We start from the raw sequence: 17,112 nt of genomic DNA on the forward strand, positions 1-17,112 counted from the left end.
ACTCACTTCGCAGGGCGCACAATCAGATTACGAACCCGCGATTCTACCTGCCCGGCCCGCTTCGCCCCGCTCGCTCTGACGAACGGACAAGGCGCGTTCGGAACGGCGAAGCCGCTCGAGCGGTGAAAAATTCTATTTACCCTTACGCGACAATGTATAAAACCGCTTTAAACGTCAGATAAAAAAACGCGGCCCGAAAGCCGCGTGTAAAAATGAAAAAGACACCCTTTGGTCGAAGGGGTCTATGGAAATTATAAGTGGCATCCCATCGCGATTTAACGCTTTCTACGTAAGACTGCGTTGCACAAAATGGTGGGAATCGGTGCCAATGCGCGCATCCGGTGCGCGCCGGGAAGCCTTTGCGTCGTAACCGTCCGGCAACATCGTGGCTTCACATCGCAGCCGCCCATTCGTCATTAAAAATGATTTGCTTTTGGCGACCTGCACTTACACGATTAATTCACATAAATCCCGGCTTCGAAAATAAACGGTTGTAAATCGCGTAATTAAATATCTGCATAGCGGCAATTACACTTCACCGGAAATCGTCAGTCAACATGCCGAGTCATCCCTGAGTGAATCCCGAACATGCAAAGAACTCTCATCACGGCAGGCTTGCCGCACGCCGTTGAACAATGGCCAGAACACCGAAAGCAGTACGATGTTCAATCGCCAGACGTTCGTCGGCCTGAAGAGCGATCAGTTCGGCACGCTGACGCTCGGCCGCCAGTACGACTCGGTCAGCGACTACCTGGCGCCGCTATCGGATGCGGGCGGGGGCTACGGCAATAATCTCGCGGCCCACCCGTTCGACAACGACAATCTTTCCGGCTCGTTCTCGATCAGGAATGCCGTCAAGTACTCGAGCGCGAACTACGCGGGCCTGAAGTTCGGCGGCCTGTACGGTTTCAGCAACGCGGCCGGCCAGTTCGCCAACAATCGAGCATGGAGAGCGCGGGTGCTTCGTACGACAACGGTCCGTTGAGCCTGGCCGCTGCCTATCTGCAGTTGAACAACTCGGGCAGCTCGAATCTGAACGGCGCCGTGTCGCAAGGAAACGGCACCGCGGCAATCGCGGCCGATCTGCAACGCACGTTCGGCGCGGGCATCAACTACTCTTACGGGCCGGCCACCGCGGGCTTCGTCTATACACATACGCAACTCGACGGCATCACCGGCGTGAACGTCGGCGGCGCGACGCTGCCTGGCATTGCGGGCACCAACCTGCATCTGGACAACTATGAAGTGAACGGCCGGTATGCGCTGACGCCGGCAGTGAACCTCGCCGCGTCGTACACGTTCACCGACGGCAAGGTGAGCGGCTCCAACGGCTCGGGCGATCCGAAGTGGCACACCGTGTCATTGCAAGGCGATTACTCGCTGAGCAGGCGCACCGACGTGTATATCGAAGGCGTGTACCAGCATGCGTCGGGCGCACTCGGCAACTTCGGCGCGAACGTCGCGGCGATCAATACGCTTGCGCCGTCGTCGACCGGCAATCAGGTGGCCGCGGCAGTCGGTGTGCGGCATCGCTTCTGACGGCGGTTCTTCGCCCGCTCTGCGTGCAGGCATTGCGGCGCGCGGCCATCCCTCCGCGCCGCGGTCGAACCTGCGCGTGACACGATCACGTCGCGGGTTTTTTCATGGGCCTTACGGTTTGCCGTCAGACCAATAAACCCTTCGCCGCGCTAGTGACGACCTCGACGCATGCTCGGTATACTGCCCCGGCCGCCGTGCGACGCCGCGAAAGCGCGCCGCCGGCACGGTAGCTTCGTCGCGAAGCATCGCGCTGTCCGCCAGCGCACGCGCTTCGCCCGCGCCTCACCTTCCCATGCATGACCGGGAACGCCGACGATCGGATCATGAAAAGACTTCTCCTGCTTGTCCCCACTGTCGCCCTCACTGCCACCCTCGCCGCTTGCGGTTCGTCGGGCGGCCCCGCGCGCGATGCGTCCGCGCCGCTCGTGTACGTGTCGTCCTCACGCACGCCTGCGTCCATCGCTGCCTGTCTCGAAGACCGTCTGCCGCGCGTGCGTACCTCGCACACCGGCGCCGCGACCGAACTCGCGGTCGGCACCGATTCGCACAACTCGTACTTCGTCACGCTGACCCCGCTCAACGGCAGCACGGTCATCAAGGTCATGCATCCGGCCAATGCGCCCGACGATCCGCCCGAAGAGGAAATGCGCTTCGATATCGCGCGCTGCGCGACCTGAGCGGCGCGGCCCAACTGAACGCCGTGCGCACGATTCACGGAAGGCCGATGCGCGATTTTTTTATCTCGCGCATCGGCTATTTTTTTACGCGCTCATCTGCGAACATAGCCGCCCTTTGTTTTTGGCGCGGCACCTGTGCCGCGAGTGTCGATGGCATCCAGCAAAGCGCATCATGCGACCGGTTTCGCAGCCGGCATCATCGCGGCGGCGATCGTCGCGCGCAGCGGCGGCGGTCCGTTTCACGCTGGCGTGCTGCTGAGCTTCATCGCCGGCGTGGCCGGCAGCACCGCGCCGGACTGGCTCGAAGTTGCATGGTGGTCGCGCGCGCGGCGGCTGTGGATCACGCGCATCGCACGCTGACGCATTGGGGCATCGGCTGGCTCGCGCTGCTCGCGGCGTCGTATCACATGCTCGGACATTCGATCTACGCGGCGCCCGCGTTCGGCTTCGCATGCGGCGGCCTGATGCATCTGCTCGCCGACTGGCCGAATCCGCTCGGCGTGCCGTGGATCGCCGGGCGACATTCGTTGAATCTATGGAATAGCGGGCACTGCGATCTGATCGTCGTCGCCGCGTCGTGGGTGGCCGCGTGGTTCATCGGCGAGCATGTGTGGCCGCATGGCATGCATGCGTTGCCGTGGATACGCCATTGGCCGATCAGCTAGCTCAGCGATGCAGCCGGCCGCGGCCGGGCGGGCATCACTGCCGCCCGTTGTCGGTGCGCTCTCCTTCGCGGATCTTGCCTTGCGATACGCTGCTGCCCGGCGGCACGCTATGCGTGAGCCACACGTTGCCGCCGATCACCGATCCGCGCCCGATCGTCACGCGTCCGAGAATCGTCGCGCCCGCGTAGATCACGACGTCGTCCTCGACGATCGGATGCCGCGCGTTGCCCTTGATCAGCGTGCCGTCCTCGTCGGCCGCGAAACTCTTCGCGCCGAGCGTGACCGCCTGGTACAAGCGCACGCGCTCGCCGATGATCGCGGTCTCGCCGATCACCACGCCGGTGCCGTGATCGATGAAGAAGCTCGGCCCGATCGTCGCGCCCGGGTGAATGTCGATGCCGGTCGCCGAGTGCGCGATCTCGTTGATGAAGCGCGCGAGCAGCGGCACGCCGAGCCGATGCAGCGCATGCGCGAGCCGGTGATGCGTCATCGCCCACACGCCCGGATAGCACAGCAGGATTTCGGTGATGTGCTGCGCGGCGGGGTCGCCGGTGTACGCAGCCTGGATGTCGCTGACGAGCAGCGCGCGGATGCCCGCCAGCTGCGTCGCGAACTCGCGCGCCACTGCGAACGCGCGCTCGCGCAACTCGGCGTCGGGCGTCGCGCCGAACTCGGGCAGGAAGCGCAGCGCGCGGCGAATCTGTTCGGCGAGCAGCCGCAACGTGCTTTCGAGCGTATGGCCGACGTAGTAGTCGACCGTCTCGTCGGTTAGATCGGGCGCGCCGTAGTGCGTCGGAAACATCGCGGCGCGCAAACCGGTCACGATACTGACCACCGCTTCGCGCGACGGCAATTCGCGAATGCCGAGCGGATGCCGCGTGCGATGCAATTGCTCGCGCGAGGCGCGCAGGTCGGCGACGATCTGTTCAAGGCCCCAGTTCGGGGAAGGCTCGTTGGGCATAAGGGACGGCGTCGTGCAGCGTGCACGGTTCAAAGTGGTTATCCAGCAGAGATTACCGCGTTTTAACGCTGCCCGCCCGGCAGCGCGCAGACCGGCCCGGATTCAATGCGTCGGCGCGCGTCGGCACGCGCGCATCGTTCCCTGACTTCAGATTGTCAGACTGCTCGCGTCGATCCAGCGCACTGCCCAATCGCGCGCATGCGCGATCGCGGCGGCTTCGTCGGAGAAGCGCAGTTCCGTGGGGAAGAAACGGTTGGCGACCAGTTCGCCGTCGCTCGAGCGCGAGATCACCACATACGGTTGCCAGGAGCCGTCGCCCGAGCGCGCCGGTTCGCAATTCAATAGATAGCCGCGATGTGTGAATGCAGCATCGAAGTGCATGAGTCACCCGCCCCTGAAGCCCCGTAACATTTTCTCAGTCGCGCGGCCATTTGTTTGTTAATTTTTTCCGACCATGCTGAACAGCCGGAGCATGCCGCCAATTTATCCGCGCGTCGGTCGCAGGAGTAGAATCATACTCTGTAGGAAATACGCGTCCATTAAAAAAAATGAAATGAATCGCGCACGTCATCGCCATTCAATCGCGAGGCAACGCCACTCGCATCGAATCTTGGCGGACAACGCATCGCGACTCCCGCGCACAGCGGCGCCGTGTCTGTCGGAACGGCTTTTGCTCTTTTCTTCGAATGTCCTCTTCAGGAGATGCACGATGAACAGCGCGATCAGCAAACCCGAAAACGCCGGCACGAAACCAGACCCGAAGGACCCGCCAACCACGGACCTGCACAACGATCGCACGCATGACAGCACCGTCGACACCGACGGCAAGAACCACGAAGCGGCCCGTCTGGCGGGCCACGGCGCGATCTCGCCCGACGAAATCACAACCAGCAATGCAACGCTCGAGAACAGCGTGCCCGAGGCGCTCGACGGCATGGCCGGCTTCGACAGCCGGCTCGGCGGCAACCATCTGCTGCTCGCGCTCGAGCCCGGCTATGCGGTAATCGACAAGGGCATGGTCGAACCGCTCGCCGTCTACTCGGCCGACAACCAGTACAACGACCCGCGTCCGGTCGGACAGCGCCAGGAGCGCGGGCGCATTCACTACGCGCTCAATCATTTGCGACCCGCGCGCGTTATCGAATTACACCGCGTGAAATAGGCGGACGCGCGTATCATCCCTTTATACGCGCGCGTTTGAATTACCGCGTTTATTCCGATTAAATCAGGCATTCACGTAGCACGCACCGTTTTATTCTGGTGCGTGCTTTGCTTTGTTTAACGTTGGTTCGTTTAACGGAGTTGCGGATGAAAAGGATCGTCGTCATCGGTGCCACGGGCACGCTGGGCCAGGCCGTCAGCGCGGAGTTGAAGGCGCGTCACGAGGTGATCGAAGTGGGCGCGACGCGCGGGCAATATCACGTCGACAGCACGGAGCCCGCGAGCGTCGAGCGGCTGTTTCGCGACATCGGCAAGGTGGACGGCGTCGTCACCGCGACCGGCCACGTGCATTTCGGTCCGCTGGCGCAAATGAGCATCGAGCAGTTCTGGGTCGGGCTGCGCGACAAGCTGATGGGTCAGATCAACGTCGTGTTCGCGGCACTGCCGTATGTGAACGACGGCGGTTCGTTCACGCTGACGAGCGGCATTCTGGCAGACGAACCGATCGCGCAGGGCGCGAGCGCGACGACCGTCAATCTCGCGCTGGAAGGCTTCGTGCGTGGCGCGGCGATCGAGATGCCGCGCGGGCTGCGCATCAACCTCGTGAGTCCGACCGTGCTGACTGAATCGATGGAGGCTTATGCGCCGTTCTTTCGCGGCTTCGAGCCCGTCAGCGCGCAACGCGCGGCGCTTGCTTATCTGCGCAGCGTGGAAGGCGCGCAGACGGGGCGCGTCTATCGCGTCGGGTATTGAGCGTCAGTGAATTTCCGGCTCGCCCGAGCTCTCGGGACTCGCGCCGCCACGCCGCAGGAAGTCGAAATCGCAGCCTTGGTCCGCCTGCATCACATGCGCCTGATGCAGGGCGCCATAGCCGCGCTCGAAGCGCGCCGCCGGTTTGACCCACGCGGCCTTGCGGCGCGCGAACTCTTCGTCCGATATCAGCAGATTCAGCCTGCGGCGCGGCACATCGAGCTCGATCAGATCGCCGTTTCGCACCAACGCCAGCGGCCCGCCGACGAACGCCTCGGGCGCCACGTGCAGCACGCACGCACCATAGCTCGTGCCGCTCATCCGCGTGTCGGAGATGCGCACCATGTCGCGCACGCCTTTTTGCAGCAGCTTGCGCGGGATCGGCAGTTGCCCCCACTCGGGCATGCCCGCACCGACCGGCCCCGCGTGCTGCAGCACCAGCACGCAGCTTTCGTCGATGTCGAGCGCGTCGTCGTCGATGCGTGCGGCCATGTCGTTGTAGTCGCTGAACACGACCGCGCGGCCCGTATGCACGAGCAGATGCGGCTCGGCCGCGCCGGGCTTGATCACCGCGCCGCGGGGCGCGAGATTGCCGCGCAGCACCGCGAGGCTGCTGTCGCGCAGTAGCGGATTCGTGCGGCGGCGGATCACGTCGTCGTTAAAAATCTGCGCGCCCGCGAGGTTCTCGCTGAGCGTGCGGCCGTTCACGGTTTTCTGCGAACCGTCGATCAGCTCGCCCAGTTCCGCGAGCAGCGCGCGCAAACCGCCCGCGTAGAAAAAGTCCTCCATCAGATAGGCGCCGGTCGGCCTGATGTTCGCGAGCACGGGCGTGCGGCGCGCGATCTCGTCGAAGCGATCGAGCGTCAACTCGATGCCCGCGCGCCGTGCGAGCGCGATCATATGCACGACCGAATTGGTCGAGCCGGACAGCGCGACGCAAGTCGTCACCGCGTTATCGACCGAGGCCGCGGTGATCAGGTCCGACGGCTTCAAATCCTCCCACACCATCTCGACGATACGCATGCCGGTTTTCGCGGCCATCTGCGCATGACGCGAATCGGCCGCGGGCGTCGACGCGAAGCCGGGCAGCGTGAAGCCCAGTGCTTCGGCCGCGCTGGTCATCGTCGACGCGGTGCCCATCGTCATGCAGTGCCCCGGCGAGCGCGCGATGCCGCCCTCGACGCCCTGCCACTCTTCCGGCGTCAGCGTACCCGCGCGCAGTTCGGCCCAGTATCGCCATGAGTCGGAACCCGAGCCGAGCGTCACGCCGTTCCAGTTGCCGCGCAGCATCGGGCCGGCGGGTAGAAAGATGGCGGGCAGATCCATCGAGATCGCGCCCATCAGTAGCGCGGGGGTGGTCTTGTCGCAGCCGCCCATCAGCACGACGCCGTCGGCGGGATACGAGCGCAGCATCTCCTCGGCTTCCATCGCGAGGAAATTGCGGTACAGCATCGTGGTGGGCTTCTGGAACGGCTCGGACAGCGTCTGCACAGGCAACTCGATCGGGAAGCCGCCGGCCTGCCAGATGCCGCGTTTCACTTCCTCGACGCGCTGCTTGAAATGCGTGTGGCACGGATTGATCTCGCTCCACGTGTTGAGAATCGCGATGACCGGCTTGCCCGCGTATTCCTCCCGGTTGTAGCCCATCTGCGCGGTGCGCGAGCGGTGGCCGAACGAACGCAGATCGTTCGCGCCATACCAGCGATGACTGCGCAATTCCTCGGCGGTCTTTCTCTTCGTCAACGTCTACTCCACGATTGACGCCGACCACGCGTCAGCGCCGCTGTTCCTTTACGCGAGACACGATCTGCGTCGGGCTCACGAATTGTAGTGCGATCAGCACCCAGATCAACGTGATCGCCATATAGATCATCGCCATCGCATCGATCGATTGCGGCGCGCGCACGCCGGTCGAAAACACAGCGTAATACAACGCGACCACCAGCGTTTGCGTGGCAGGACCGGCCGTAAAGAACGTCAGCTCGAACATGCCGATCGTACGCACCAGCACGAGCAGCCCTGCGGCCAGCATACCCGGCACGAGCAGCGGCAGCAGCACGTAACGGAAGTAGCGGAACGTGTTCGCGCCGAAAATGCGCGCGGCCGCTTCGAGATTCGGATCGATCTGCTCGATGAACGGTGTCATCACCAGAATCACGAATGGCAGCGCCGGTACGAGGTTCGCAAGAATCACACCCCATAGCGTGCCGGCGAGGCCGACCTTGTACATCACGGTCGCCATCGGAATGCCGTAGGTGACGGGCGGCACCATCAACGGCAGCAGAAAGATCAGCATCGCAAGGCGCTTACCGCGGAATTGCACGCGCGCGAGCGCATACGCGGCAGGCACGCCGAGCAGCACCGACAGCAGCACGACCGCGCCGACCACCTGCACGGTCACCCACAGCACGCTCGCGAGCTGAAAGTCGCTCCACGCCTGCGCATACCAGTGCAGCGTGAAACCTTGCGGCAACGCGGTGCCGAACCAGCGCGTCGCGATCGAATTCACCGCGACCGTCGCAATCAGCAGCACGACGTTGATCAGGAAAAACGCCATCACGGCCCACACCAGCACCTGCCAGATGCGGCCCGGCAGGTTCGCGCGCTGACGCGCGTGTTGCGCGGGCTCGCGGGCGCCATCGCCCGGCTGCGGCGCCGCGGATGCGGAAGCGGAGGTGGACGCGGGCCAGTCGGGCTGCGTCGCGCGACGATCGGTCGTCATCAGCCTTTGCCTCCCGTCACGGGACCACGATAGAACCAGCGGCGCGCGCCGAGCAGCGCGGCGACCACCAGCAGTTGCACGAAGCCCATCACCATCGCGATCGCCGACGCCAGCGAATAGTCGTAGCTCTCGAACGCGGCTTCGGCCGCGGCAATCGACATCACGCGCGTCGGACCCGCGGGCGCGCCGAGCAGCACCGCCGACGGAAACACCGAGAACGCCTGCACGAACGACAAACATGCGGCCATCGTGAGCCCCGGCACGAGCAACGGGAAATAGATGCGGCGAAACTGCTGCCACGGACTCGCGCCGAGCGTCGCCGCCGCGCTCGCGAGTGTGGGGTCGATGCCGGTCACGTACGACAGCGTCAACAGAAACGCGAACGGAAAGCCCGACACGATCAGCGACAGCAGCACGCCCGTGAAGTTGTGCGTGAGCCGCACCTCTTGCGTGTACAGATGCAGCGCCTGCAACGCCTGCGGCAGCCAGCCGTGGGGACCGAAATACGTGAGCATGCCGTCGGCGATCAGCACCGTGCCGAGCGTCACCGGAATCACCAGCAGCGTCGTGACGATCTTCTGATAACGCGAGTAGCGGCGCAGCGCAAAGGCGACCGGCACCGACACGCCGACGTTGATCAGCGTGGCCGGCACCGACAGCTTCAGCGTGACGAGAATCGTCGGCCACATCGACGTGTCGGTGAAGAACGTCAGATAGTTGGCCCATAGGCCGCCGCCGTTCATCGGCCGGAACGACAGCGCCAGACCGTACGCGAACGGATAAATGAACAGCGCGACGATAAAGAGCAGCGCCGGCGCGACGAGCCAGGCCTTGGCATCGCGCGGCGCGCGGGGAGTAAGCGGGGGGACGAGCGTCGGCGTGTTCATGCGGCCTCGGCATCGTAGACGAGCACGCACGACGGCCGCACGCGCAGCATGATGCGCTCACCCTCCGCGCATTCACCGGTTACGCGCGCCCACACGTCGCCGAACGCGGTCTTCACGCGCAGCAGCGAATCGTGCCCACCGTATTCGACGGCGTCGATCAGCGCCTCGAACGCGTTGTCGGCGCCGGGCTGGGCACGTTCCATGTCTTCGGGGCGCAGCGCGACGCTCACGCGCTTGCCGTCGAAGCCGGCCATCGCCGTGCCGATCAGCCGCACGCCGTTCGCACTGACCACGACGCCCTCGCCTTGCATGCCCTCCAGCGTGAACTCGGCGACGTTGCGATAGCCCATGAAGCGCGCGACATGCAGATTGCGCGGCCGCGTATAGACCTCTTTCGGCGTCGCGACCTGCTGCACGACGCCCTCCCTCATCACGACGATGCGATCGGCCATCGACAGCGCTTCGTCCTGATCATGCGTCACGTACAGCGTCGCGCGTTCGAGCTGCGTATGGATGCGGCGAATCTCCGCGCGCATTTCGATGCGCAGCTTCGTATCGAGATTCGACAGCGGCTCGTCCATCAGGATCAGTGGCGGCTCGATCACGATCGCACGCGCGATCGCGACACGCTGCTGCTGGCCACCGGACAATTGACCGGGCAGCTTCTGCTCATGCCCTGTCAGTTGCACCAGTTTCAACGCCTCGCGTGCACGGCGCGCGATCTCGCTCTTGCCGACGCCGCGCATCTTCAGCCCGAAGCCGACGTTGTCGAGCACGCTCATATGCGGGAACAGCGCGTAGTTCTGGAACACCATGCCGAAGCCGCGCTTTTCCGGCGGCAGCACGTCGATGCGCCGCTCGTCGAGCCAGATGCCGCCGCCGGTGAGCGGCTGCAATCCGGCGATGCAGTTCAGCGCCGTCGATTTGCCGCAACCCGACGGTCCCAGCAGCGCGATGAACTCGCCGCGCCGGATCGTCAGATCGAGACCCTGCAGCGCGGCGATCGCGTGACCTTGCGCGTTCGTGAAACTGCGGCTCACCGAGTCGAGCCGCAACTGCTCAAAGTGATGCTTCATACGGTTTCCTGATCCGCGTGAGACGACGGGGGTCGCAAGTGCCGCGCGTGCGGTGCGCGCGGCGCATCAGCAGTTAAGCCGAGGCGCGGATGATCGCCGCAAACACGCAGCGCGGCGCTACCTCACGCCGCGCTGCGTTTCGCCTCGTTTTCCGTCGCAATGGTGAAGGCCTAACGGGTCTTCTGCGCGCCGATGTCGGTATCCCACTTCTTGAAGGCCGCGACCATTGCCGCCGCATTCAGCGGCATCGCATGCGGACGATCGCTCAACATCTTCGCGTATTCCGGCCGGCCATACTTTTGCAGCACCTCCTGGCTATGCGCGGGCGCCTGCTCGATCGTGACGCCCTTGATCGCCGGGCCCGGGTAGAAGTAGCCGTCGTCGTAGGTCAATGCCTGCTGCGCGGGCTCCAGCATGAAGTTCATCATCTTGTACAGCACGTCGAGCTTTTCCTTCGGCACGCCCTTCGGAACCACCATGTAGTGCGCGTCGTTGACCCACGTCATGTTGTCGAACGGCTGTACGCGGAATTCGGCCGGCACGATGCCGAGCGCGCGCGGATTGATGTCCCAGCCGGTCACGGTCACGGTCATGTCGCGCGTTCCTTCGCCCAGTTCCTTCATCACCGCCGAGGTGCCGCCCGGATAGTACGGAATGCAGTCGTTCAGCTGCTTCAGGTACGCCCACGTCTTGTCCCAGCCGTGCACCGGGTCCTGCGGGTCCTTGTCGCCGAGCACGTACGGCAAGCCCATCAGGAACGTGCGGCCAGGACCGGAATTGGCCGGCCGCGCGTAGATCAGCTTGTCGGGGTGGGCCTTGCACCATTGCAGCAGTTGCTCGGGTGTCTTCGGTGGATCGCTGACCTTGGCCGGGTTGTATTCGAGCAGCGGACCAGCCGGCATATACGCGACCTCGAGCCCGTAGCCCTGCGCGAGATCCTGCATCTTGCGCGGGCCCGGCGCGTACTTGTCGAGCACACCGGGGAACTGCGCCGCGTTATCGGGCAGCAGTTTGATCCACAGGTTCTGTTCGATGCCGGCCGCGAGCGCGTCGGTGCCGGTCAATACGAGGTCGATATCGGAGCGTCCCGCGGCCTGCATCGCCTTGATCTTGCCGGGCAATTGCGGCGAAGGAGCGTTCGTGAACGTGATGTTCGCGACGAGATTCGGGTTCTTGGCCTTGAACGCCTCGAAGCCCTTCTGCGTGAGTTGAAGATCGCCGGCCACGTCGACGATGTTGATCGTGACCGGATCGGCCGCGTGCGCGGCAACGGCGAACGCCGCGCTTGCGGCGATACAGACGGATACCAGCTTGAACGACAGCCTGTGCGAAACAGTCATTACGTCTCCTCGCTTCTTGGTATGGAAGCCCGCTGGTCGATGTGTTGCGTGCGGACGGTATCTTTCTACCAAGGGAACATAGCGAAGCGCAACAGCCGATGTCAAGCAAATAGTCCAGAGCGCGGGGCCTGGACGAAAACGGCTCGATTGACGTGAAATCCTTGCCGTTCAATGCCTGGTAACGCGAATTAAGGGCAAACCCGAGCATCCGCAGTGGCTGCAACACAAGTTGTCTGGTTAGCGGACAACTGCTCAACCTCCGCGCACGCCCTGCGTATTGACGAACAGCGAATACAAGCCGTGGCTCGCCGCCATGAACAGACGGTTGCGATGCCGTCCGCCGAAGCAAACGTTCGCGCAACGCTCCGGTAGCGCGATATGGCCGAGCGGCTCGCCTTGCGCGGTGAAGACGCGCACGCCGTCGAGTTCGTCGGTGCCCATCCCCCAGCCGCACCACAGATTGCCGTGCACGTCCACCCGAAAGCCGTCGGGGGTGCCCGGACCCGCATCGATCAGCACGCGGTTGTTCGACACCGTCGTGCCTTTGCCATTGGCCTCGACATCGAATACGCGGATCTTGCGCGGCTCGCCGCGCGATTGGACCACGTACAGCAGCGACTCGTCCGGCGAAAACGCGAGGCCGTTCGGGGCGAGCACGTCGTCGATGACCATCGAGACCTCGCCCGTCTGCCCGTCGATCCGATACACGCACGGCTTCAGTTCGGACTGCTGCTGCTCGCCCTCGTAGAAGCCTTCGATGCCGAAGGTCGGGTCGGTAAACCAGATCGAGCCGTCCGATTTGACGACCACGTCGTTTGGCGAATTGAAGCGCTTGCCCTGATAGCGGTCGGCGAGCACGGTGATCGAGCCGTCGTACTCGGTACGCGTCACGCGCCGCGTCAGGTGCTCGCAACTGACGAGACGCCCTTCGCGATCGCGCGTATGGCCGTTCGCATTGTTCGACGATTGACGGAACGTGCTGACCGCGCCAGTCGTTTCGTCCCAGCGCAGGATGCGGTCGTTCGGAATATCGCTCCACAGCAGATAGCGGCCGTCGCCGAACCACACCGGCCCCTCCGACCAGCGCGTGCCCTGATACAGGCATTCGACCGACCCCGACGCGATGATCAACGACTTGAAGCGTGGATCGAACACGCGGATGGAGGGATCGGGATAGCGTCTGCTGTGATCGGTCATATGCTTGCCTGCGTGTCGGAGCGGTTCGATGGGGTGGGCGCGAACTCGCGCTCGAGAGCGAGCAGCGTGCACGCGGTCTGAGCGATCTTCGCATGATGCTCGCGCGGCGTCGAACTGAGCAGTGGCAGCAGCGGCCCCATGTCAGCGAGGCCCGTGAATGTGATCGCATCGTGGAGCACGCGGATCAGCGAGATGTCGTTACGCAGCGTTTCGAGCGGCATGAATGCATCGTACAAACGTTGGGCGGTGTCGTTGTCCGCGCTATCGGTCCCGTCGGGGCTCCGGCCGCTTTGCACGGCGCCCAGCAGCGCCATGACCATGCTCGGCGCGATGCAGCCGCTACCGGTCGTCCACGCAGCCAGCCCGAATTCGCGCAGATGCACGAGCGCTGGCCGCTCGCCCATGCCCGACACGATCTTCGCGGCCGGCACCCATTGCAGCAGCCGGCGCAGATACGGATCGTCGGCGGGATCGTCGCGCGGGATCGCGTATTTGACCGCGCTCAACGTGCCACGCTCGACGAGCCGCCCGAGCGTATCGACAGCGACGTAGTTTTCGCTCTTGATATACAAGGTGAGCGGCATGCCGGCCGTGTCGGCGATCCGCGTGAGGCCCGTCTCGACGCCCTCGGACGTCGTAAAGCCGCCGAGCGGCAGCACCATCGCGGTGCGGTAACGCGTCTGCGCGAGGATGCGCGCCTGATCGAGCATCTTGCCGTAGTCGGGACCGAGCGACGGAATCACGCGTGTACCCGGACTCGCGGCCTCGGCGAGCAGGTCCAGTAGCTCGCGGTATTCGCTGACCGCGACGTGATAGAGGTTCGCGTTGCCGCCATACAGTAGCGTGCGTACGCCACCCGCTTCGATATGGCGGATCAGCGCAAAATTCTGGGCAGGGTCGAGCGTGTAGTCGGCGCGACGCGCGAGCGGCGGCACGGCCATGACCGACGCGGCGAACTCGCCGTCGCGGAGCGGAGATTCGTTCATGATGGTTGACGCGCGAAACGTGCTGGGCGGAGGTTTCACGGTAGCATCGGCATCACAATGTCGTCAAACAACCTGCGCATGGCGGTCGCACCAGCATGCCGCCGCCGGCGAATTGCCCGGGAGCCGCTCCCGAAATTTCCTTTTGTATAACAATGGAGCCGCAGCCCGCATGGAAACGGCGCAGGCGCTTTTTTGCCAAGACCGACTCGACGCGCAAATAACCCGCTTTCCCAAATAATCGAATAAATGCGATTAATTCCGAAGCACGAAAGAAATAATGCTGTCAATGAAACATATTAAAATGCGGTAGCCGGATGCGGATTAGCCGCATTTCTCGCCCGACACCCCGGGCGGGTTAAAGGTCTATTTCAATCAGCATAATAATAGGCAACGCCGTCCCTGCTATCACATGGCTGCTATCGTTTACCCCGCGGAGCGCCAGCGCATTGCTTTCGAGTTTTTAGTGATAGATTATGCGGACCAAAAGAGCGGACCGAAGTTTGTCTGCCAATAACCGCGAATGGGATGTTTGCGAGCCTGAGAGAGCCAAGAAATTGTCGCTACACTTTATCGAGCAGATGGCACCGCTACTGGACGCCGCCGACGAGGCGGAATGGTTCGGCGCGATTACGGGCCTCGCCGAAACGTGGGGCTTCGACAGGATACTGGTCGCGATGCTGCCCCGGCCCACCATGCGTCTCGAGGACGCTTACCTGCGCAGCACTTACGCGCCCGCATGGCGGCAGACCTATGACGAACAGGGCATGGTACATATCGACCCGACGGTCGCGCACTGCCTGTCACGCTCCGCGCCGCTGATCTGGACGCCGGAAATTTTCGCCACCCCGCCACAGCAAGCCCTGTACGAGGAAGCCCGCTCGTACGGCTTGGGTGCGGGTGTGACGCTGCCGATTCACGGGCCGAATCAGGAAGCCGGCATGATGTGCTTCGTCAATGACGACAAGCCGTCGGACGGGTTCAGGCGCCATGTGAACGCCGCGTTGCCGAACCTCGTGCTGTTGCGCGACCTCGTGATCGACACCAGCAAACAGCATCTGGATTCGCATGCGCAGAGCTTGATGCCGAAGCTGACTCCGCGCGAGCGCGAATGCCTGAAATGGACCGCACGCGGCAAATCCACGTGGGAGATATCCCACATCCTGAGTTGTTCGGAAGCCGTGGTGAACTTCCACATGAAAAACATCAGGGCGAAATTCGGCGTGAATTCACGGCGCGCGGCCGCCGTGATCGCGGCCCAGCTTGGGCTTATTGACCCGGGTTGAGCAGCGCGGCCGCGTCGCGGCTGTACATCACGCGCTCGGCGCGACCCAGATCGGCATCCGACACGGTTTTCATGAAGTAAAGGCCAAGCAGGATCGACACCGGCGCCGGGATCTCCGCGCCCGACTCGAAGCGGCTGCCGCGCGACTGCGTGACGCCGAAGCGAGCCCAGAAACGACGCTGGCTCTCTTTTTTCTTCTTCCGGTAGGCAATGATCAGAACACGATCCACTGCCGAAGAGACCTCCGAGGGGCGCGCCTGGAGGTGGGTTTGCGGTTGCCAGTGATTGTCGAGGAGTTCCATTTTGGACCCTTGTAGGTTGGGGGCGGTTACGTGGATGAATTTTGCGATACCCGATAAGCATCCACACCTATCCAGGTAGGTAGGTGGCGCAAAGATTCAGAATGCATAAGTTTTCCTGCGTATCTGGCAGCCCCCAACACGCACAGGAGAACGTCATGCAAACCACGATCCGTATTGGACTCCGGCAGGAATTCGACAACGAACTGATCAACGAGATGTACCGGCTGCGCGCCCGGGTCTTTCACGGCCGGCTCGGCTGGGAAATTCCGACCATCGCGGGAATGGAGATAGACGGCTACGACGCGCTCGGGCCGTACTACATGCTGATTCAGGGCGAAGACGAACGGTTGCGCGGCTGTTGGCGACTGATGCCGACCGAAGGTCCGAACATGCTCAAAGACACCTTCCCGCAACTGCTGCATGGCGCAGCCGCGCCGGTCGGCCGACACATCTGGGAACTGAGCCGCTGGGCGATCGAAACCGACGGGGAGGAACAGTCTTTTGGTTTCACGGATATGACAATCCGCGCAATTCAGGAAGTGATGCGCTTCGCACAGCGGATGGGCATTACGCATTACGTCACGGTGACCACCACGCCGATCGAGCGCATGCTGCGCCGTGCCGGGCTCGATATCAGCCGGCTCGGGCCGCCGCTGCAGATCGGCGTCGAGCGGGCCATCGCGCTCGACGTCGCGGTAAGCGCGAAAACGCTGACCTCGCTATTCGGGCCGGTCGCCGACGCGGCTTGAGCAGCGCCGGAGCGTGGCGTCACCGAAAATCTCGACACCTTCACCCGCGCGCGTCGGCTCAGGAACCGAACATCCGTTCCAGCGCGTTCTCGAGATGCGCGCGCATCGCGGCGCCCGCGGCCGCCGAGTCCTTGCGGCGGATCGCGTCGAGCACCGCCATGTGCTCGGCCTGCACCAGCCGCTGCCGCTCCACCGTTTTGACCAGCGACAGATTGCGCGACAGGTTCATGCTGAACAGGATCTGTTCCTCGATGAACGACATCACCGTGATGAAAAACGGATTCTTCGACGCCCGCGCGACCGCCTGGTGGAACAGGAAGTCGTCCTTCGCGCCGATGCCCTGCGCCTCGATGATGCGCTCGAGCTCGTCCCACGCATGCTGGATCGCGGCGATGTCCTGGGCGTCGGCCTTCAGCGCTGCCTGCGCGGCGGCGCCCGCTTCGGTCACGATGCGAAATTCATAGCAGCGGCGGATATCGGACAGCGTCTCGAGTGGCGCGAAGCGGCGCACATCGGGGTCGGGGCGCCGCGCGACGGTCGTGCCCGAGCCGTGCCGCGTCGAGATGATGCCGTCGGCACGCAGTCGCGCGAGCGCTTCGCGCACGGTCGGCCGGGACGTGGCGAAACGCTCCGCCAGCGCATGCTCGGTCGGCAACCGCTCGCCTTCCTTGTACTCGCCTTCGAGGATGCGGTTGAGAATGTCGCCGTAGATCTGGTCGGGTAAGCCCTTAGTTTTTCGATCGTTCATCAGCGGACTGGCCAGCTTGTCTGAATATGGCCTGATTGTAAGGCCAACCTTGTTTCAGCTTCAGCAAACT

Annotated in this window: 16 protein-coding genes and 2 pseudogenes; 7 read left to right on the top strand and 11 right to left on the bottom strand. The window is 63.6% G+C overall.

The annotated features are described in order from the left end of the window. Positions 1 to 628: 628 nt before the first annotated feature. The 3 genes and pseudogenes from ACLFKU_RS23300 to ACLFKU_RS23310 form a co-directional block, all read left to right on the top strand. Positions 629 to 1,539 (top strand): annotated as a pseudogene (locus ACLFKU_RS23300) (porin); the annotation flags it as partial. Positions 1,540 to 1,862: 323 nt separating this feature from the next. Continuing rightward, positions 1,863 to 2,216: a hypothetical protein gene (locus tag ACLFKU_RS23305; RefSeq protein WP_410850619.1), complete on the top strand. Its 354-nt coding sequence runs from the start codon at positions 1,863 to 1,865 to the stop codon at positions 2,214 to 2,216. 150 nt (positions 2,217 to 2,366) lie between these two features. After that, positions 2,367 to 2,881, top strand: a pseudogene (locus ACLFKU_RS23310) (metal-dependent hydrolase). Positions 2,882 to 2,915: 34 nt separating this feature from the next. Here ACLFKU_RS23310 and epsC read toward each other — a convergent pair. Together epsC and ACLFKU_RS23320 are read right to left on the bottom strand one after the other, a co-directional pair. Next, positions 2,916 to 3,842: a serine O-acetyltransferase EpsC gene (epsC, locus tag ACLFKU_RS23315; RefSeq protein ID WP_368585196.1), complete on the bottom strand. Its 927-nt coding sequence runs from the start codon at positions 3,840 to 3,842 to the stop codon at positions 2,916 to 2,918. Between the two features lie 147 nt (positions 3,843 to 3,989). Continuing rightward, the gene (locus ACLFKU_RS23320; protein WP_013092363.1) at positions 3,990 to 4,223 is read right to left on the bottom strand and encodes a hypothetical protein; all 234 of its coding nucleotides are present in this window, start codon (positions 4,221 to 4,223) and stop codon (positions 3,990 to 3,992) included. A gap of 328 nt (positions 4,224 to 4,551) precedes the next feature. Here ACLFKU_RS23320 and ACLFKU_RS23325 point away from each other — a divergent pair, with 328 nt between their 5' ends. Further along, positions 4,552 to 5,004: a DUF3005 domain-containing protein gene (locus ACLFKU_RS23325; RefSeq protein ID WP_410850620.1), complete on the top strand. Its 453-nt coding sequence runs from the start codon at positions 4,552 to 4,554 to the stop codon at positions 5,002 to 5,004. 146 nt (positions 5,005 to 5,150) lie between these two features. After that, the gene (locus ACLFKU_RS23330; protein ID WP_368585122.1) at positions 5,151 to 5,756 is read left to right on the top strand and encodes a short chain dehydrogenase; all 606 of its coding nucleotides are present in this window, start codon (positions 5,151 to 5,153) and stop codon (positions 5,754 to 5,756) included. 3 nt (positions 5,757 to 5,759) lie between these two features. Here the strand turns inward: ACLFKU_RS23330 and araD are convergent, their stop codons facing one another. The 7 genes from araD to ACLFKU_RS23365 form a co-directional block, all read right to left on the bottom strand. Then, the gene (araD, locus tag ACLFKU_RS23335) at positions 5,760 to 7,496 is read right to left on the bottom strand and encodes an L-arabinonate dehydratase (protein WP_410850621.1); all 1,737 of its coding nucleotides are present in this window, start codon (positions 7,494 to 7,496) and stop codon (positions 5,760 to 5,762) included. Between the two features lie 31 nt (positions 7,497 to 7,527). Beyond that, entirely contained in the window at positions 7,528 to 8,475 is a 948-nt protein-coding gene (locus tag ACLFKU_RS23340) for an ABC transporter permease (RefSeq protein ID WP_176384963.1), read from the bottom strand. Further along, on the bottom strand, positions 8,475 to 9,362 hold the full coding sequence (locus ACLFKU_RS23345) for an ABC transporter permease (protein WP_176106702.1): 888 nt from the start codon (positions 9,360 to 9,362) through the stop codon (positions 8,475 to 8,477). Before ACLFKU_RS23345 ends, ACLFKU_RS23340 begins: the two co-directional genes overlap by 1 nt. After that, positions 9,359 to 10,438: an ABC transporter ATP-binding protein gene (locus ACLFKU_RS23350; protein ID WP_410850622.1), complete on the bottom strand. Its 1,080-nt coding sequence runs from the start codon at positions 10,436 to 10,438 to the stop codon at positions 9,359 to 9,361. Before ACLFKU_RS23350 ends, ACLFKU_RS23345 begins: the two co-directional genes overlap by 4 nt. Before the next feature lie 170 nt (positions 10,439 to 10,608). Beyond that, positions 10,609 to 11,778 (bottom strand): ABC transporter substrate-binding protein, encoded by a 1,170-nt coding sequence (locus ACLFKU_RS23355; RefSeq protein WP_410850623.1) that lies wholly within the window; start codon positions 11,776 to 11,778, stop codon positions 10,609 to 10,611. Between the two features lie 252 nt (positions 11,779 to 12,030). Further along, positions 12,031 to 12,975 (bottom strand): SMP-30/gluconolactonase/LRE family protein, encoded by a 945-nt coding sequence (locus ACLFKU_RS23360; RefSeq protein WP_410850624.1) that lies wholly within the window; start codon positions 12,973 to 12,975, stop codon positions 12,031 to 12,033. Further along, a complete protein-coding gene (locus tag ACLFKU_RS23365; protein WP_410850625.1) occupies positions 12,972 to 13,961 on the bottom strand; it encodes a dihydrodipicolinate synthase family protein in 990 nt (329 codons plus the stop codon). Before ACLFKU_RS23365 ends, ACLFKU_RS23360 begins: the two co-directional genes overlap by 4 nt. A gap of 578 nt (positions 13,962 to 14,539) precedes the next feature. Here ACLFKU_RS23365 and ACLFKU_RS23370 point away from each other — a divergent pair. Beyond that, entirely contained in the window at positions 14,540 to 15,244 is a 705-nt protein-coding gene (locus ACLFKU_RS23370) for a helix-turn-helix transcriptional regulator (RefSeq protein ID WP_368585114.1), read from the top strand. Here the strand turns inward: ACLFKU_RS23370 and ACLFKU_RS23375 are convergent. Further along, positions 15,228 to 15,545 carry a hypothetical protein gene (locus ACLFKU_RS23375; RefSeq protein ID WP_013092374.1) on the bottom strand — a complete coding sequence of 106 codons (318 nt, stop codon included), beginning with the start codon at positions 15,543 to 15,545 and terminating at the stop codon, positions 15,228 to 15,230. The two genes, ACLFKU_RS23370 and ACLFKU_RS23375, sit on opposite strands and share 17 nt — an antisense overlap. Positions 15,546 to 15,700: 155 nt before the next feature. On the opposite strand from ACLFKU_RS23375, the gene ACLFKU_RS23380 reads away from it, so the two are divergent. Continuing rightward, on the top strand, positions 15,701 to 16,294 hold the full coding sequence (locus ACLFKU_RS23380; RefSeq protein WP_410850626.1) for an acyl-homoserine-lactone synthase: 594 nt from the start codon (positions 15,701 to 15,703) through the stop codon (positions 16,292 to 16,294). 58 nt (positions 16,295 to 16,352) lie between these two features. Here the strand turns inward: ACLFKU_RS23380 and ACLFKU_RS23385 are convergent, their stop codons facing one another. Continuing rightward, positions 16,353 to 17,042, bottom strand: a complete 690-nt coding sequence (locus tag ACLFKU_RS23385) for a FadR/GntR family transcriptional regulator (RefSeq protein ID WP_368585112.1) — start codon at positions 17,040 to 17,042, stop codon at positions 16,353 to 16,355. Between the last annotated feature and the right edge of the window lie 70 nt (positions 17,043 to 17,112).

It is taken from the genome of Paraburkholderia sp. EG304 (assembly GCF_046543485.1).
GTDB lineage: Bacteria > Pseudomonadota > Gammaproteobacteria > Burkholderiales > Burkholderiaceae > Paraburkholderia > Paraburkholderia youngii.

Coding starts and splice junctions, on each gene's coding strand:
- ACLFKU_RS23305 (WP_410850619.1), top strand. CDS start 1,863: ATGAAAAGACTTCTCCTGCTTGTCCCCACTGTCGCCCTCACTGCCACC.
- epsC (WP_368585196.1), bottom strand. CDS start 3,842: ATGCCCAACGAGCCTTCCCCGAACTGGGGCCTTGAACAGATCGTCGCC.
- ACLFKU_RS23320 (WP_013092363.1), bottom strand. CDS start 4,223: ATGCACTTCGATGCTGCATTCACACATCGCGGCTATCTATTGAATTGC.
- ACLFKU_RS23325 (WP_410850620.1), top strand. CDS start 4,552: ATGAACAGCGCGATCAGCAAACCCGAAAACGCCGGCACGAAACCAGAC.
- ACLFKU_RS23330 (WP_368585122.1), top strand. CDS start 5,151: ATGAAAAGGATCGTCGTCATCGGTGCCACGGGCACGCTGGGCCAGGCC.
- ACLFKU_RS23340 (WP_176384963.1), bottom strand. CDS start 8,475: ATGACGACCGATCGTCGCGCGACGCAGCCCGACTGGCCCGCGTCCACC.
- ACLFKU_RS23345 (WP_176106702.1), bottom strand. CDS start 9,362: ATGAACACGCCGACGCTCGTCCCCCCGCTTACTCCCCGCGCGCCGCGC.
- ACLFKU_RS23350 (WP_410850622.1), bottom strand. CDS start 10,438: ATGAAGCATCACTTTGAGCAGTTGCGGCTCGACTCGGTGAGCCGCAGT.
- ACLFKU_RS23355 (WP_410850623.1), bottom strand. CDS start 11,778: ATGACTGTTTCGCACAGGCTGTCGTTCAAGCTGGTATCCGTCTGTATC.
- ACLFKU_RS23360 (WP_410850624.1), bottom strand. CDS start 12,975: ATGACCGATCACAGCAGACGCTATCCCGATCCCTCCATCCGCGTGTTC.
- ACLFKU_RS23365 (WP_410850625.1), bottom strand. CDS start 13,961: ATGAACGAATCTCCGCTCCGCGACGGCGAGTTCGCCGCGTCGGTCATG.
- ACLFKU_RS23370 (WP_368585114.1), top strand. CDS start 14,540: ATGGCACCGCTACTGGACGCCGCCGACGAGGCGGAATGGTTCGGCGCG.
- ACLFKU_RS23375 (WP_013092374.1), bottom strand. CDS start 15,545: ATGGAACTCCTCGACAATCACTGGCAACCGCAAACCCACCTCCAGGCG.
- ACLFKU_RS23380 (WP_410850626.1), top strand. CDS start 15,701: ATGCAAACCACGATCCGTATTGGACTCCGGCAGGAATTCGACAACGAA.
- ACLFKU_RS23385 (WP_368585112.1), bottom strand. CDS start 17,042: ATGAACGATCGAAAAACTAAGGGCTTACCCGACCAGATCTACGGCGAC.